13 protein-coding genes are annotated in these 14,988 nt (G+C 65.7%); 5 read left to right on the forward strand and 8 right to left on the reverse strand.

From position 1 onward, the window contains the following. Positions 1-7: 7 nt before the first annotated feature. Positions 8-1,468, reverse strand: a complete 1,461-nt coding sequence (locus tag QX108_RS03385; RefSeq protein ID WP_315778797.1) for a GH1 family beta-glucosidase — start codon at positions 1,466-1,468, stop codon at positions 8-10. Positions 1,469-1,664: 196 nt separating this feature from the next. Here QX108_RS03385 and nthA point away from each other — a divergent pair, with 196 nt between their 5' ends. From nthA to QX108_RS03405, 4 genes are all read left to right on the forward strand, one after another. Next, entirely contained in the window at positions 1,665-2,315 is a 651-nt protein-coding gene (gene nthA / locus QX108_RS03390; protein ID WP_315779490.1) for a nitrile hydratase subunit alpha, read from the forward strand. Beyond that, positions 2,315-2,974 (forward strand): nitrile hydratase subunit beta, encoded by a 660-nt coding sequence (gene nthB / locus QX108_RS03395; protein ID WP_172182903.1) that lies wholly within the window; start codon positions 2,315-2,317, stop codon positions 2,972-2,974. The genes nthA and nthB overlap by 1 nt, the downstream gene beginning before the upstream one ends. Next, complete coding sequence (locus tag QX108_RS03400) at positions 2,971-3,360, forward strand: nitrile hydratase accessory protein (protein ID WP_315778795.1); 390 nt, start codon at positions 2,971-2,973, stop codon at positions 3,358-3,360. The genes nthB and QX108_RS03400 overlap by 4 nt, the downstream gene beginning before the upstream one ends. Positions 3,361-3,525: 165 nt before the next feature. Next, a complete protein-coding gene (locus QX108_RS03405) occupies positions 3,526-4,338 on the forward strand; it encodes a hypothetical protein (RefSeq protein ID WP_315778793.1) in 813 nt (270 codons plus the stop codon). Positions 4,339-4,392: 54 nt separating this feature from the next. Here the strand turns inward: QX108_RS03405 and queC are convergent, their stop codons facing one another. Beyond that, entirely contained in the window at positions 4,393-5,103 is a 711-nt protein-coding gene (gene queC, locus QX108_RS03410) for a 7-cyano-7-deazaguanine synthase QueC (protein ID WP_315778791.1), read from the reverse strand. 132 nt (positions 5,104-5,235) lie between these two features. Here queC and mazG point away from each other — a divergent pair, with 132 nt between their 5' ends. Further along, positions 5,236-6,054: a nucleoside triphosphate pyrophosphohydrolase gene (mazG, locus tag QX108_RS03415; RefSeq protein ID WP_315720121.1), complete on the forward strand. Its 819-nt coding sequence runs from the start codon at positions 5,236-5,238 to the stop codon at positions 6,052-6,054. 54 nt (positions 6,055-6,108) lie between these two features. On the opposite strand, the gene QX108_RS03420 is transcribed toward mazG, so the two are convergent. From QX108_RS03420 to QX108_RS03445, 6 genes are all read right to left on the reverse strand, one after another. Continuing rightward, entirely contained in the window at positions 6,109-8,052 is a 1,944-nt protein-coding gene (locus tag QX108_RS03420) for a D-Ala-D-Ala carboxypeptidase family metallohydrolase (RefSeq protein WP_315778789.1), read from the reverse strand. Between the two features lie 30 nt (positions 8,053-8,082). Next, positions 8,083-9,006, reverse strand: a complete 924-nt coding sequence (locus QX108_RS03425) for a hypothetical protein (protein ID WP_315720123.1) — start codon at positions 9,004-9,006, stop codon at positions 8,083-8,085. Between the two features lie 198 nt (positions 9,007-9,204). Next, a complete protein-coding gene (gene hflX, locus QX108_RS03430; RefSeq protein WP_315778787.1) occupies positions 9,205-10,584 on the reverse strand; it encodes a GTPase HflX in 1,380 nt (459 codons plus the stop codon). A gap of 11 nt (positions 10,585-10,595) precedes the next feature. After that, the gene (hfq, locus tag QX108_RS03435; protein ID WP_006613906.1) at positions 10,596-10,844 is read right to left on the reverse strand and encodes an RNA chaperone Hfq; all 249 of its coding nucleotides are present in this window, start codon (positions 10,842-10,844) and stop codon (positions 10,596-10,598) included. A gap of 271 nt (positions 10,845-11,115) precedes the next feature. Next, on the reverse strand, positions 11,116-12,486 hold the full coding sequence (locus tag QX108_RS03440) for a sigma-54-dependent transcriptional regulator (protein WP_172108838.1): 1,371 nt from the start codon (positions 12,484-12,486) through the stop codon (positions 11,116-11,118). A 17-nt stretch (positions 12,487-12,503) separates the two neighbouring features. After that, entirely contained in the window at positions 12,504-14,846 is a 2,343-nt protein-coding gene (locus QX108_RS03445) for a PAS domain-containing sensor histidine kinase (protein WP_315778785.1), read from the reverse strand. Positions 14,847-14,988: the final 142 nt, after the last annotated feature.

Below are 14,988 nucleotides of genomic sequence, written 5' to 3' on the forward strand. Positions count from 1 at the left end.
CACCTGCTCACGCGCTCACGGCGTTGCGCGTGATGACGTGGCGATAATAGGACGCGCTGAGCTTGGGCGTGCGCACCTGGGTGTCGAAGTCGACGTGATAGACGCCGAAACGCTGCTTGTAGCCGAACACCCACTCGAAATTGTCCATCAGGCTCCACAGGAAATAGCCCTTCACCGGCACCCCTTCGGACGTCGCGCGCTGCAACTGGGCGAGATAGTTGCGCAAGTACATCACGCGATCGAGGTCGTGGACCTTGCCGTCGGCCGTGATCATGTCGTCCGACGAGGTGCCGTTCTCGGTGATGTAGATGGTCTTGAGATTCCAGATCTTGGCGGCGAGCTTCGGCACCCAATAGGCGGTCTCCGGCCCGACCAAGAGCCACGGCGAGCTCATATGCGGAAACGAGGCCGGCATCGGAAGCACGTCGAAGCCTGGCGCGCGGTCGGAGGCCACGACATAGGCCTGCGGCGCGTAGATGTTGAGCCCGACGAAATCGACCGGCGCGGCGATCGTCTTCAGCTCGTCCGCCGTGAAGACCGGCGCATCCTTGCCCGACCAGGCCAGGAAGCCGTCGGTGTAGCGGCCCTCGAGGATGACGTTGAGAAACCCGGCATTCATCTCGCGCGTCGCGATCTCGGCGGCGCGGATGTTCTCCGGCGTATCGATCGCCGGCAGGCAGGCGGTGATATTCTCGGCCATGCCGACACGCGTGCCCGCCCGTCCCTGGGCGCGGATCGACTGGACGGCAAGGCCGTGCGCCAGCGCCACGTGATGGCGCGCCTGATTGACCTCCTGCGGCGGCAGCTTCAGGCCGGGCGCATCGACGCCGAGGCCGTAGCCGAACGGGATGAAGCGGCCGCATTCGTTGATGGTGAAGATGGTCTTGACCCGGTCGCTCAGATGCTGCGCGACGTAGCCGGCATAATGCGCGAACGCCTTGGCGGCGTCGGCCGAGCGCCAGCCGCCGATGCGGTCCTGCAGCGCCTGCGGCAGGTCCCAATGGTACAACGTCGCGTACGGCTCGATGCCGTTGGCCAGGAGTTCGTCGACCAGGCGGTTGTAGAAGTCGAGCCCCTTCGGATTGGGCGTCAGCCCGCCATCGGGAAACAGCCGCGGCCAGGCGATCGAGAAGCGATAGGCGCGGCAGCCGAGCTCCTTGATCAGCCGCACGTCATCCTTGTAGCGGTTGTAGTGATCGCAGGCGACGTCGCCGGTGCTGGCGTCCTCGATGTTGCCCTGAATGTGCGTGAACACGTCCCAGATCGAGGGGCCGCGGCCATCGGCAGTGGCGCCGCCCTCGATCTGATAGGACGAGGTCGCCGTGCCCCAGACGAAATCGGCGGGGAAACGACGGCTGGCATCTTCCCTCACGGCGGCCTCCTCGGCTTGCGCTGGCCCGTTCGCCGCCCCGAGGGCAGCCAGTCCGGCCAGCTTCGCAAGATCACGGCGGGAGACGTCGTTCGGCATTGATGAACCTCAATCCTGTGGTCGTTTTGCCCCCTGCCCGGCAGGCATCGTCCAACAGGAAGCATAACTCGGCGCCGATTTGAACCGGTGGAACCCGCCGAAAATGAAGTTACATTTTCAGCGTGCCTTCGCGACGGCTCACCACCTGGAAAACGCCTTGCTCGACAGTGCAGCGGGATCGCCGTATTTTCACGCCATGACCGATCACGATCACCCCCACGACCATCACCACGATCACTCGGAATTGTCCGAGACCGAGCTGCGCGTCCGTGCACTCGAGAGCATCCTCACCGAGAAGGGCTATATCGACCCGGCCGCGCTGGATGTGCTCATCGAGACCTATGAGAGCAAGGTCGGCCCCCGCAACGGCGCCCAGGTCGTGGCGCGGGCCTGGACCGACCCGGCCTTTCGTGACCGCCTGCTGTCCGATGCCACGCCGGCCATCGGCGAGCTCGGCTATGCCGGGCGCCAGGGCGAGCACATCGTGACGGTCGAGAACACCCCCGAGCTGCACAACATGGTCGTGTGCACCCTGTGCTCCTGCTATCCATGGCCGGTGCTCGGCCTGCCGCCGGTCTGGTACAAGTCCGCCCCCTATCGCGCCAAGGCGGTCAAGGACCCGCGCGGCGTGCTCAAGGATTTCGGCTTCGAGCTGCCGCCGACGACGAAGATCCGGGTCTGGGATTCGACCGCGGAAATCCGCTATTTCGTGTTGCCGATGCGCCCCGCAGGCACCGACGGCTGGAGCGAGGAGCAGCTCGCGGAGCTGGTCACGCGCGACAGCATGATCGGCACCGGCCTGCCGAAGCGACCCGATGAGGTGCAACGCTCCGGGGGGCGATCCTGATGGACGGCGCGCATGACATGGGCGGCGCTTCCGGCTTCGGCCCGGTCCGCCCCGAGCCGAACGAGCCGGTGTTTCACGCCCCGTGGGAGCGTCGTGCGCTCGCCATCACGCTGGCGATGGCGATGCCGGGCGGCTGGAACATCGACATGTCGCGCTTTGCGCGCGAGAACCGGCCGGCCGACGATTACCTCGGCATGAGCTACTACCAGATCTGGCTCGCCGGTCTCGCGCGCCTCATGCAGGAGCGGCATCTCGTCGAAGCCGACGAGCTCGCCGCCGGCAAGGTCCTGCATCCGCCGAAGCCCGTCGCGCGCATCCTCACGGCCGACGAGGTTGCTGGCACACTGCGTCGGGGTGGCCCGACGGAGCGCCCGGCAACCAGGCCCGCGCTGTTTGCGGTCGGCGACCGCGTGCGCGCCAAGGACATGCATCCGCCGACCCATACCCGCCTGCCGCGCTACGTCCGCGGCCATCTCGGCCGCATCGAGGCGGTCAGAGGGACGCACGTCTTCCCGGACAGCAACGCACATGGCGGCGGTGAGGATCCGCAATGGCTCTATACGGTGTCGTTCAGCGGCGCCGAGTTGTGGGCCGATGCGCCCGACCCGCTGCTCGAGGTGACCGTCGACGCCTTCGAGCCGTATCTGGAGCGCGCATGACGGGCCCCGATCATCACGCCGCGCTGGCGGCGACGCATGCCTTGCCCGGCATTCCCGTCGATGCCGACGGGCCGGTGTTTCGCGAGCCGTGGGAGGCCCACGCCTTCGCGATGGCGGTGACCTTGCACGCGCGCGGGCTGTTCACCTGGCCCGAATGGGCCGCAGCGCTCGCCGAGGAGATTGCGCGCGCGCAGGCCGAAGGCGATTCCGATTGCGGTTACACTTATTACCGGCATTGGCTCGCGACTCTGGAGCGCCTGGTCGCGGACAAGGGCGTGACCACGTCGGCCAACCTTGCCCGTTACCGCGACGCCTGGGATCACGCCGCCGACCGCACGCCCCACGGCAAGCCGATCGAGCTCTCGCCCGAAGATTTCGCCGGCTGAGCAGCGTTAAGCGCTGGTGACCAGCTTGCACGGCATTTGACGATCATGTCTTAACGGGCCGGTATTCATGACGCGAAGAGCCGTATTTGCTCGAAATTGAACGTTCACGAGTGTGTCCGTAGCGTCCCGCGCATCTTCTGTGCTGAAGTTGAGGGGGACGCCGACATGCCCGCGCCAGAGTCTTTCGCCACCGTCATCGACACGCTCATGAGCGTGCGCCGCGACTATCACGAAAAGCTGAAATCGATCCCGCAATACGAGGCCTTCCTGCTGATCGAGGACTCGACCGAGAAGGCGGCCGGTGCGCTGCATGGCACGGAGGCCTCTGGTTCGTCGATCGCGACCGACGTGATCGACTCGCTGCAATATGCGCGCACCCGGTTCGAGCAGCACATGACCTCGATCCCGCAATATCGCGTGCTCGTGGCGATCGACAGGGTGATCAAGGAAATCTCGCAGCATCTCGGCCTCACCGCGCAGGACGATGCAGCGGCCGCGCCGAGTGTGGCTGCAGCTGCCGATGACGCGAAGCCCGAGGCCGCCGCTGTGGGCGCAGAGGCCGCGAGCGAGACCGCGTCCGCGGAGACCGTCGCCGCCGAGGCCGCCGACGTCGACCAGGACAATGCCGAGAACGAGGCGGTCGAGCCCGCGGTCGCGGAGCAGCCCACCGCCGAGCCCGCGGAAGCCGAGGTCGATGCAGAGCCGGCGACTCCCGCGCTGCGCGTCGTCGAGGCCACATCGCCGTCGATCGTGCCCGCGGATCATGAGGCCGATGCCGGCCACGATGACGACATCGTCGTCCTCAACGCGCCAGCCTGGGAGAAGAGCAGCAAGGATGCGAAGGACGACATCACCGCGCGTCTCGCCGCCCAGGCGGCCTCCGCCGCCGTCAGCCAGGACGACGACAGCCATGACGAGGCCGACACCGATCTCGTCGTCGTGAGCAAGCGCGAGCCGTCCGACCACGAAGCGGCCTGACCTCGATCACGTCAATCTGCGCCTGAGGCGGGGCCCGATGGCCCCGCTTTCGTATCAGGACCCGCCGCCGACATAAGCGTGCCAGCCATTGGCGCGCAGCTCGCAGGCGGGACATTGACCGCAGCCGTGCCCCCAATCGTGCCGTGCGCCGCGCTCGCCGAGATAGCAGGTGTGCGACTGGTCGCGGATGAGATCGACGAGGCCCCTGCCCCCGAGATCATGGGCAAGCTGCCAGGTCGCCGCCTTCGACAGCCACATCAGCGGTGTGTGCAGTTCGAAGCGACGGGCCATACCGAGGCTCAGCGCCGTCTGCAGCGCCTTGATGGTCTCATCGCGGCAGTCCGGATAGCCAGAATAGTCGGTCTCGCACATGCCGCCGACGATGTGGCGGATGCCGCGCCGATAGGCCAAGGCCGCAGCAAAGGTCAGGAACACGAGGTTGCGGCCCGGCACGAAGGTGTTGGGCAGGCCGTCGGCGCCGATCTCGATGGCGACGTCGCGCGTCAGCGCGGTCTCTGAAATCGCCGCCAGCGTCGGAATGTCCAGCGTATGCTCGCAGCCGAGCTTGGCCGCCCAGTCGGGGCGCATGTGCGCAAGGCCTTCGAGCAGCCTGGCGCGGCAATCGAGCTCGATCGCATGGCGCTGACCATAAGCGAATCCGATCGTCTCAACGCGGGCGAAGCGGTCGAGCGCCCATGCGAGGCAGGTCGTCGAATCCTGCCCGCCCGAGAACAGCACCAGGGCCGTGTCATCCTGTTCAATCATGCTTCTCCGCTTAGCATCATCATCAGGCCCGGCCAACCCGCCGCTCGCTGCGCTCTCCGGCCGTTTTTGCTGGGACCGGCGCGTGGCTTGAGGCATACAGGAGCCGATCGAAAGACGCCGTCAGGACCTGCCATGATCCCTTCCCGCGACATCTCACGCCTGATCGAAATCATGGCCGCGCTGCGGACGCCCGTCACCGGCTGTCCCTGGGACGTCGAGCAGACCTTCCAGACGATCGCGCCCTATACGATCGAGGAAGCCTATGAGGTGGCGGATGCGATCACGCGCGAGGATCTCGACGACCTGCGCGAGGAGCTTGGCGATCTCCTGTTGCAGGTGGTGTATCACGCCCGCATCGCCGAGGAGCAAGGCGCGTTCGCGTTCGGTGACGTCGTCGAAGGCATCACGAAGAAGATGATCCGCCGCCATCCGCATGTGTTTCCCGACGCGGACGGCAACGTCGCCAAGCCCAACAAGGGCAATTGGGATCGCATCAAGGCCGAGGAAAAGGCCGAGCGCGCCGCGCGACGGCCGGCCGAGGAGCACGCCGGCAAGTCCTCGCTGCTATCAGGCGTCAAGGCCGGGCAGCCGGCGCTGGTGCGCGCGATGGAGCTGCAGAAGAAGGCTGCCACCGTCGGCTTCGACTGGAACGATCCACGCGCGGTGTTGCAGAAGATCCGCGAGGAGGCCGACGAGATCGAAGCCGCGCTCGACAAGAGGGACGCCGCCGAGCTGACTGCCGAGACCGGCGACCTGCTGTTCGCGCTGGTCAACCTCGCCCGCCACGCCCAAGTCGATCCCGAGACTGCGCTGCGCAGCACCAACGCCAAGTTCGAACGTCGCTTCGCTCACATCGAGCACGCCCTCGCCGCCAAGGGACGCACGCTTGCGGAGGCCTCTCTCGACGAGATGGACGAGCTGTGGAACGAGGCCAAGCGGTTGGAGAAGTAGTTCACGCATTCGCGTATCTTGCCCACGCCGCAATCGAACCAGCCGCGCGGCCTCTCACCCCGTCCAATCCGCATTGTAGCCGCGGGTGTCGACATGCACGAAGGATCGGTAGACGCCGATGCCGCCGGCGAAGACTCCGCGCGACCGGTACTCCTTCAGCTTCGCGGCCCAGACAGCGGGAGAGCCGCTATCGCAGGCGAAGTCGACCGCCTTGAACTGCATGTGGAAGCTGTTGACGGCCGAGCCGTCGATGCACCTGTTGTAGAGCGGTGACCGGTAGACACTGAGGATACGGATCGGAACATTCAGCTCCTCGCGCAACTTGTCGAGCACCGCTGCCGTCGGAGCGATATTCGGCCAGAGCGTTTCGGGTGGATAGGTGTTGAGACCCTTGCAGGTGCCTCCGGCATTCTGGCTGCCGAGATACAGCAGCTCGTCGGCGTCGAAATGGCGCAGGCCTAGCTGGGCGATAAAGGCGGCGAACCTCGCATAGAGCGGCCAACCCGCATGCGGGCTCGTCCCTGCTACCGCTTCGGTAAGCGGTGCCGCACCACCCACCATGGCGGCTTCGCCGGCTTCATCGCTGGGCGCCGTGATATCGTCTTGCGGCGCCGTCGCCACCGAGCTGACCAGATCGATGATGGCCGAGGGCGTCGCGAGATCGGCTGCGGCCACTGCGGCGCTGCTGACACCCCAGGAGTCCAGCGCGTATTGCGAGCCGTGAACGGCGCCGGTGCCGTCGACGAAGGTCATCTTGCGGGACAGCACGTCCCTGCGCCATCGCGGGCTGCTGCCGTCGGCGATGATCTTGGCGAAGTCACCGCGCAGCTGCCTCCCCGTCGCGGCGGAATGGCCTGCCTGCTTCAGCAGGTCCCGCTCCTCGTCGTCGAGCGCGTTCTGAACGGCCGCGTCGAACCAGAAGGCGGCATCCTGCATCGTCAGAGGCTTGCCTGGCATGAAGTCTGATATTCGGGATCTGGCGGCCTTCCAATAGACGTCATAAGCGTGCTCGATCTGGGCACGCCTCGCTTGCGGATAGGAGCCGACCCGCTTGAAGGCGTCCTTCCAGGGCTTCGCCACGTCGTATTTGTTGGCACCCAGCGAGATGCTGTCGGCCCAGGCCAGACGCTCCGCCTTGGTGGCGGACAGGATCGACATGAGCTGCGGATAGAGCGCGCCGAACGCCGTCGCAACCGAACCCGGGCGCATCGCCTCGATCCTGGTCAGCAGACGTCCGATCTCGCCGTTCGCGAGCGTGAAGCCGATCAGTCCGAACGTGATGCCGGCACCGTCGAAATTGCCGACAACGCGATCGAACGACGTGCCTTCATAGTCCGCCGTGATGTTGAGGCAGATATCGAACGGAGCGGGCAAGCGGTCGCTGCGCGTCAGCTTTTTCCACTGAGCCTCGTCGATGCCGTCATGCTCCTCGAAGCCGTTCGCCTTCTGCCAGCGCCGGAGCGCTCCGGCGGTGATGTTTCCGAAGGCGCCGTCGGGCTCGAGCGCCTGGCCGGCCCGGATCAGGGCGGCCTGGAGCGCCATGACCAGCGGGCCGCTGGGATCGCGGCAACCGGCTGGCGCGCGACCAAGCAGCACGCGGCCCATCTGTGCAGGTGGGTGGATGGGAGGCGGCGGAGGTGGAGGTGGCGGCACGACAGGTCCGGCGGGTCGGCCGCCGAGATTTGGCGAAGCCGGGCGTCCTGGAGCGGCGCCGGACTTCCTGTCGATCTTGTCTTTCAGCTCCTTGAGGTCGTCCAGGAAGAAGTTGGCGATGTTGTGCTTAATGGTCTCGATGGCCGCCTCGAGAATGGCGCTGAGCTTGTTGAGGATCGCGGCCCTTCTGAGCAGCTCACCGAGCGCGATGTCCTCCTGGAGATCCGCCAGCGCAATGAGCTGCTCACGTATTCCCTGTTGGACCTGCGCATTGCCCTCGGCCTCGGCATAGGCCGCGCGCAGCTTCTCCCTGGCCTCATCGATGAGATCGTCCAGCTCAGCCATGACTATGTCCCCCCGTCGCGGGTTCGGCCGCTATTTGGCTGCCAGCTCCGCGAGATGTTTGCGGGCGGCTTGTGACGCCGTTTCGAGTTCGATGGCGACCGTGGTCAGTCCCGTGATGGTTCCAACCACGGTCGGCGGCGCCTCGGCGGCCGCCTTCGCCTGATCGATCGACTTGATGGTGGCATCGAGCAGGATGACCCAGTCCGCGAGCAGCTTCCGATAGGTCTCCAGCTTCTCGACCTCCTGCTGGGTGAGCTTGCCTTCCGCCGCGGTCACGGCCACCCGCGATCGCCTCAACGTGGCCGCGGTGAGGACCGGAAAGATCGCTTCCGTTCCCTGTCTGAGCTCGACGAGAATGGCGCGAACCGGTTGGTGATACTCGATGACGTAGCGTCTGAATTCCTCGCGCGACTGATAGGTCAGCCCCATCTGAACCAACGGCTGCGCCTGGGTGAAGGCGGCGTTCAACAGTGCGCCGAGCGCTTGGATCTTGGCCTGGTTCGCGATTCCGAGCAGCGCGCCGGCCTCCCCCGCGGCATCGATGATCTTGCCGTTGAGCTGTCCCACCTTTGCTGTGAGCGCTGCCGCGGTCTGCCCGGTCGCGAGTCCGTAGAGGAGCTCGTTGTAGGCTTTGACCGCATCGATCGAATGGCGGAAGGCGGCCGTCCCGGGCGGATCGACGGCATCAGTGTAATAGCGCGCGAGGTTGGGATCGAACCTCAGCGATCCCGACGATCCATCGATACGGTAGCGGCGCAGAAACAGCGCGCGCTCCTGAACGGCAAGCTGATCGAGAATCGCGGTCGAGGCGCCGTAGGTCTTGTCGAAAGCGACACGATAGGCTTCGAACTGCTCGACGCCCTGAACGCTAGCGCAAGACGCCAGGGCCAAGCCGACAATGAACATTGTGACGAGCCGCAGACGTGCTGCGACCGCCGAATACGCCTTAGCCACGCTTGCCCCCACAAACGAGACCCAGCTTCTTCTTCTAAGGGAGCTCCGAGATCATGCGAGCTCTGCTGGCCGGCCCCGATGACAATATGGCAAGATTAGGTCATATCCGAGCCGGGCGCAACCCGGGCGTGCCGCCCGCGCCGAGCGGTGTCTTCCACCGTTCCTGCGATGAGAGCGAAAGCCAAGGCGACGGCTCGCTCACGCCACCCTTGGAATGCCGTGGTAGCGCTCCACCACGATGTCGCGCTTGGTAGCGTCGACGCGCACGGTCATGTCGTAGTGGCCCTCGTGCAGTTCCTTGGCGAGCACCTCGGCGTTGCGATGCAGCCAGGAGATGCCGGCGCCGTCGGCGGCGTCGATGGTGAGGTCGAGCGTGGTTCGCGCAGCGGCGAGGCGGTCCTCGATTGCTTGCAGCAGCGCGTCGACGCCCTCCCCGGTCTCGGCCGAGACCATCAGGCACGGCCGCTCCGGCGGCCGCCGGCTGGCGATGTTGGCGAGGTTCTCGCGCGCCGCGTCGTCGAGCCGGTCGATCTTGTTCCAGACCTCGATGAGGCTGTCGGTCGCCTCGGGATCGATGCCGAGCTGGCTGAGCACCAGCTCGACATCGTGCTGCTGCGCCTCGGCGTCCTCATGCGACATGTCGCGGACGTGCAGGATGACATCCGCCTCCAGCACCTCCTCCAGCGTGGCGCGGAACGCCGCGACGAGTTGCGTCGGCAGGTTGGAGATGAAGCCGACGGTATCGGACAGCATGGCTTTGCCACCATGCGGCAGACTGATCGCACGCAAGGTCGGATCGAGCGTGGCGAACAGCATGTCGGCCGCCTGCACGTCGGCGCGGGTCAGGCGATTGAACAGTGTCGACTTGCCCGCATTGGTGTAACCGACCAGCGCGACCACGCGATAAGGCACGCGCTGGCGGCCCGCGCGATGCAGCCGCCGCGTCGCCTGGACCTTCTTCAGCTCGTTTTCGAGTCGCGTGATGCGATCGCCGATCAATCGCCGGTCCGCTTCGATCTGCGTCTCGCCGGGGCCCCCCATGAAGCCGAAGCCGCCGCGCTGGCGCTCGAGGTGGGTCCACGACCGCACCAGGCGGCTGCGTTGATAGTTGAGATGCGCGAGCTCGACCTGCAGCGCGCCTTCCTTGGTCTTGGCCCGGCGGCCGAAGATTTCGAGGATGAGTCCGGTGCGATCGAGCACCTTGGTGTTCCACGCCTTCTCGAGGTTGCGCTGCTGGATCGGCGACAGCGCGCAATCCATCACCACCAGCTCGGCATCCTGGCTGGCGATGACGCCGGCGATCTCGTCGACCTTGCCCTTGCCGAGATAGGTCGCAGGACGAATCTGACCGATCAGCGCGAGGATGGACTCGGCCACGGTGAGATTGATGGCGCGCGCCAGTCCCGCGGCCTCATCGATCCGCGCCTCGACATCTCGCATTTCGGATTGGCTGGCGGACGCGCCGTCGTCACCGCGGCGTGTCCGCAAATACGGGCCGACCACGATGACTCGGCCCGTTGTCTTGACGTCATCCGGCCTCGCAAGGCCGATGGTCCCTTCGCGATCCCTGGGTTCCAATCAGGTTACTCTCACGCAGAGGCGTCCTCGCCGCCTTCGAACAGCTGGATCGGGGCGCCCGGCATGATGGTGGAGATCGCATGCTTGTAGACGAGCTGCGAGTGACCGTCGCGCCGGAGCAACAGGCAGAAATTGTCGAACCATGTGACAATCCCCTGCAGTTTCACGCCATTGACCAGAAAGATCGTCAGCGGAGTCTTGGTTTTGCGGACATGGTTGAGAAAGGTGTCTTGTAGGTTTTGTGCGCGGTCTGCCGCCATTGTTGTTATCTCGCAGTCTTGTGCTTTTTCTTATTGAACCTTCGACGATCCGTTCGCAGGCCCCGGATTCGTCAAGGTGGCCCATGGTCCATTGAGATCCCCCTCGAGGGACCACGGGATGCCGGATTAGAAGACAGGCGAGCATATTAGGCAAGCCGCTTGCAGCGAAGCCGGTTCCAAAAGAACCGGATTCGCCCGTAAAATTCCGGAACTGGACGTTTTTTCCAATGTAAATTCGTCCAGCTCGGCAATTTTGGCCGGCCTGCGCGGATCACCCCACCCCGAGCGCCTTGAGCTTGCGATGCAGAGCCGAGCGCTCCATGCCGACGAACTCCGCGGTGCGCGAGATGTTGCCGGAGAATCGGCTGATCTGCGCGATCAGATAATCGCGCTCGAACACCTCGCGTGCCTCGCGCAGCGGCAGCCCCATGATGTGCTCGCCATTGTTGCTGGTCGGCATCGCCGGCACCATCGAGCCGACGTCGGGCGGCAGCATGTCGGCGGTGATGATCACCTCCGGTCCGCCGGCGGCGAGAATCATCACGCGCTCGACGTTGTTGCGGAGCTGGCGGACGTTGCCGGGCCAGACATGCGACTGCAGCACCGCCATTGCGTCCTGGCCGATCTGCCGCTTCGGCAGGCCGGTCGTGACCGAGATCTGGTCCATGAAATAGTCGATCAGCTCGGGAATGTCCTCGCGCCGCTCCGACAGCGGCGGCACGCGGATCGGAACCACCGAGAGACGATGATAGAGATCCTCGCGGAAGCGGCCGCTGGCGATCTCCTCCTCCAGGTTCCGCGCCGTCGACGAGATGATACGCACGTCAACGTGCACCTTGGTGGTGCCGCCGGCGCGCTGGAAGGTCTGATCGACCAGGACGCGCAGAATCTTGTTCTGCGTCTCCCGCGGCATGTCGGCGATCTCGTCGACGAACAAGGTGCCGCCATGCGCCTCTTCGAGCGCGCCGGTCTTGCGCGACTGCTCGCCGTTGGACTGCTCGATGCCGAACAGCTCCTCTTCCATCCGTTCCGGCGTGATCGCGGCGGCGTTGATGACGACGAACGGTCCTTCGGCGCGCGGCGACTGCGCGTGCAGCGTGCGCGCGGCGAGCTCCTTGCCGGAGCCGGGAGGACCGACGATCAGGATGCGGCTGTTGGCCTTGGCGGCGCGCTCGATGGTCTGGCGCAGCTGGTTCATCGACGGCGAGCGTCCGGTCATCGCGCTTGCGGTCGGCGCCAGCTGCTTGAGCTCACGGACCTCGCGCTTCAACCGCGAGGTCTCCAGCGCCCGCGTCGCGACCAGGATCAGGCGGTCCGACTTGAACGGCTTCTCGATGAAGTCGTAGGCGCCACGCTTGATCGCCGCGACCGCGGTCTCGATGTTGCCGTGGCCGGAGATCATCACGACCGGCAGATCCGGGTGATCCTTCTTGATCTGCTCGAGCAGCTGCAGGCCATCGAGCTTCGAGCCCTGCAGCCAGATGTCGAGAAACACGAGATTCGGCCGGCGGCCCGCGATCTCGGCGAGCGCCGAATCGCTGTCGCGAGCCGTTCGAGTCGTGAAGCCTTCGTCGTCCAGGATGCCGGCCACCAGCTCCCGGATATCGGCTTCGTCGTCGACAATCAGAATATCACTCGCCATGGGTCACGCCTGTCTCGTCAGCTGCCGGTTGCAGCTTGGATTTTTGGTTGATCATTGGTCGCTTGAACGTTGCCCGCGGTTTCCCCGCCGGCCTCGGTCGTCTGCGGATTGCTCGTAGCGGCCGCGAGCTCCTTCGCCCCGGGCTGCGCGGCCTGGCCGGACACCGCAAAGCGCAGCCGCATCCAGGCGCCGCGCTGACCGGAACGAAAGTCAGACGCGTCCTTCAGCTCCAGCTTGCCGCCATGGTCTTCCAGCACACGGCCGACGATCGCGAGCCCGAGGCCGGTGCCCTTGGCGCGCGTGGTGACATAGGGCTCGAGCAGCCGCTGCCGTGCCACCTTCGGCAGGCCGATGCCATTGTCGATCACGTCGATCAGCACGTCGTCGCCTTCGCGCGAGGCCACGACGTCGATGCGCCCCTTGCCGAGCTCCGCCTCGGGCACCACCTCGATCGCTTCGGTCGCGTTCTTGATGATGTTGGTCAGCGCCTGCGAGATCAGCCGGCGGTCGAACTGCGCGCGCAGCGGGTCCTGCTTGATCTCGGTCTCGATATCGATCTCGGGATGCGCGACCTTCATCAGGAACACCGCTTGACGCACCGTGTCGGCGACGTCCTCGCCTTCCATCACCGGCTTCGGCATCCGCGCAAAGCGCGAGAACTCGTCGACCATTCGCCTGATGTCGTCGACCTGCCGCACGATCGTCTCGGTACATTGCTCAAATACGGCCTTGTCCTCGGTGATGACCTTGCCGAATTTGCGGCGGATCCGCTCGGCCGAGAGTTGAATGGGCGTCAGCGGATTCTTGATCTCATGCGCGATGCGGCGCGCGACGTCGCCCCAGGCCGAGGTGCGCTGCGCCGATACCAGCTCGGTAATGTCGTCGAGCGTGATGATGTAGCTGTCGCGTGCCTGGTTGGTCTGCTCGGCGGTGACGCGCACCGAGAGATTGCGCTCGTGTCCGTCGCGCTGGATCGTGATCTGTCCCTGCACCAGGCGCTGCTTGCCCTCGCGCGCGGTCTTCATCATGTCGTCGAGCTCGGGCAGCACGTCCGACAGCGGATGATCGAGCACCTCCTGCTCGGCATGACCGATCAGCTTCTCGGCGGAGCGGTTGAGGATGCCGACGCTGCCGGACGCATCGACGCCGATGATGCCCGCGGAGGCCGACGACAGCACCGCCTCGATGAAGCGCCGCCGGCTGTCGATCAGTTCGCTGGCGCTGACCAGCTCGTCGCGCTGGGTGCGCAGCTCCTGCGTCATCTTGTTGAAGGTGTGGCCGAGCTGGGCGAGATCACCCTCGGAGCGATGCTCCGGGACCCGGACGTTGAGATCGCCGGTCGCAACCGTGTGCGCGGCGTTCATCAGCTGCCGGATCGGCGACACCAGCCAGTTGGCGAAGTTCAATCCGATCAGCACCGAGGCCATCAGGATGGTCAGCGCGATCACCGCGAACATCAGGGCGAAAGCGACCTGGATGCCGAGGCGGCGCGACTCGACCTGGGCGTATTCGGCGACCGAGGTCTCGGTCTGCTTGAGCTGCGCGATCACCCGCGGATCGAGCAGCCGCGCGACGTAGAGAAAGGTGTCGTTGAAGGCGCGCAGGCGGATCACGGCGGCGACGTAGTTGGCGTCGGGGAACACCGCGATCTGCGGCTCGGTCTCGTTGACGTTGCTGAGGAAGTCGGCCGGCGGCGTCTGGAAGGTCTGCTGGATGCCGGTCTCCGCCGTCTCCAGGACGTTGCGGTCCTTGTCGATCAGCATCGCGCCCGGCAGATTGCGCGAAGCGGCGCTGGCGGTGAGCAGCTCGCGGAACGTGCCGCGGTCCTGGTCGTAGAGCGGCCGGGCGTGCGCGATGTCGTTGGCCATGCCGAGGATGTCGCCGCGGATCAGCTGGGCATGCTCATAGGTGTAGGCGCGGGCCACCGTCAGCGAGTTCTGGATCGCCTCCTTGGCGGGCCCCGAGAACAGCCGGTCGAGGCCGCGGTCGATGGTGACGTTGGCGACCAGCGACACCAGCACGGCCGGCAGCACCGCAATCACCGAGAACAGGCTGACGATCTGGACGTGCAGTCGCGCCGCGGCCCGGCCCCGCCGCCGTGCCTGGACCATCTGCCAGACCTCGCGGATGATGATCCCGACCAGGATCAGGATCGTTCCGGCGTCGATCAGCAGGAAGGTGCTGACGACCTCGGGCGTCGGCTCGATCGGGCTCAGGCCCACCAGCACGATGAAGGTCAAAAAGGCCGACAGCAGTGCGAGCCCGACCGCCACCGGCGCCAGCCAGGTGCGCCAGGTCCAGCGCCGGCCATCGGCGGACGAGGAGTCGAAGGGGGTGGCCGAGGCCTCTGCGCTGGTCATTCCGGCAATTGGTGTGATGCTGAACGCGGCACGTCCGGGAATCGGACTGATGCATTCCTACCACGCTGTTGCCAAATTGCGACAAATCCGCGGCGCGGGAGGGCGTCGCGGATTTGTCTACAATATTTCTCATCTGCGGCCG

The sequence above is a fragment of the Bradyrhizobium sp. SZCCHNR1002 genome, assembly GCF_032381435.1.
Lineage (GTDB): Bacteria > Pseudomonadota > Alphaproteobacteria > Rhizobiales > Xanthobacteraceae > Bradyrhizobium > Bradyrhizobium aeschynomenes.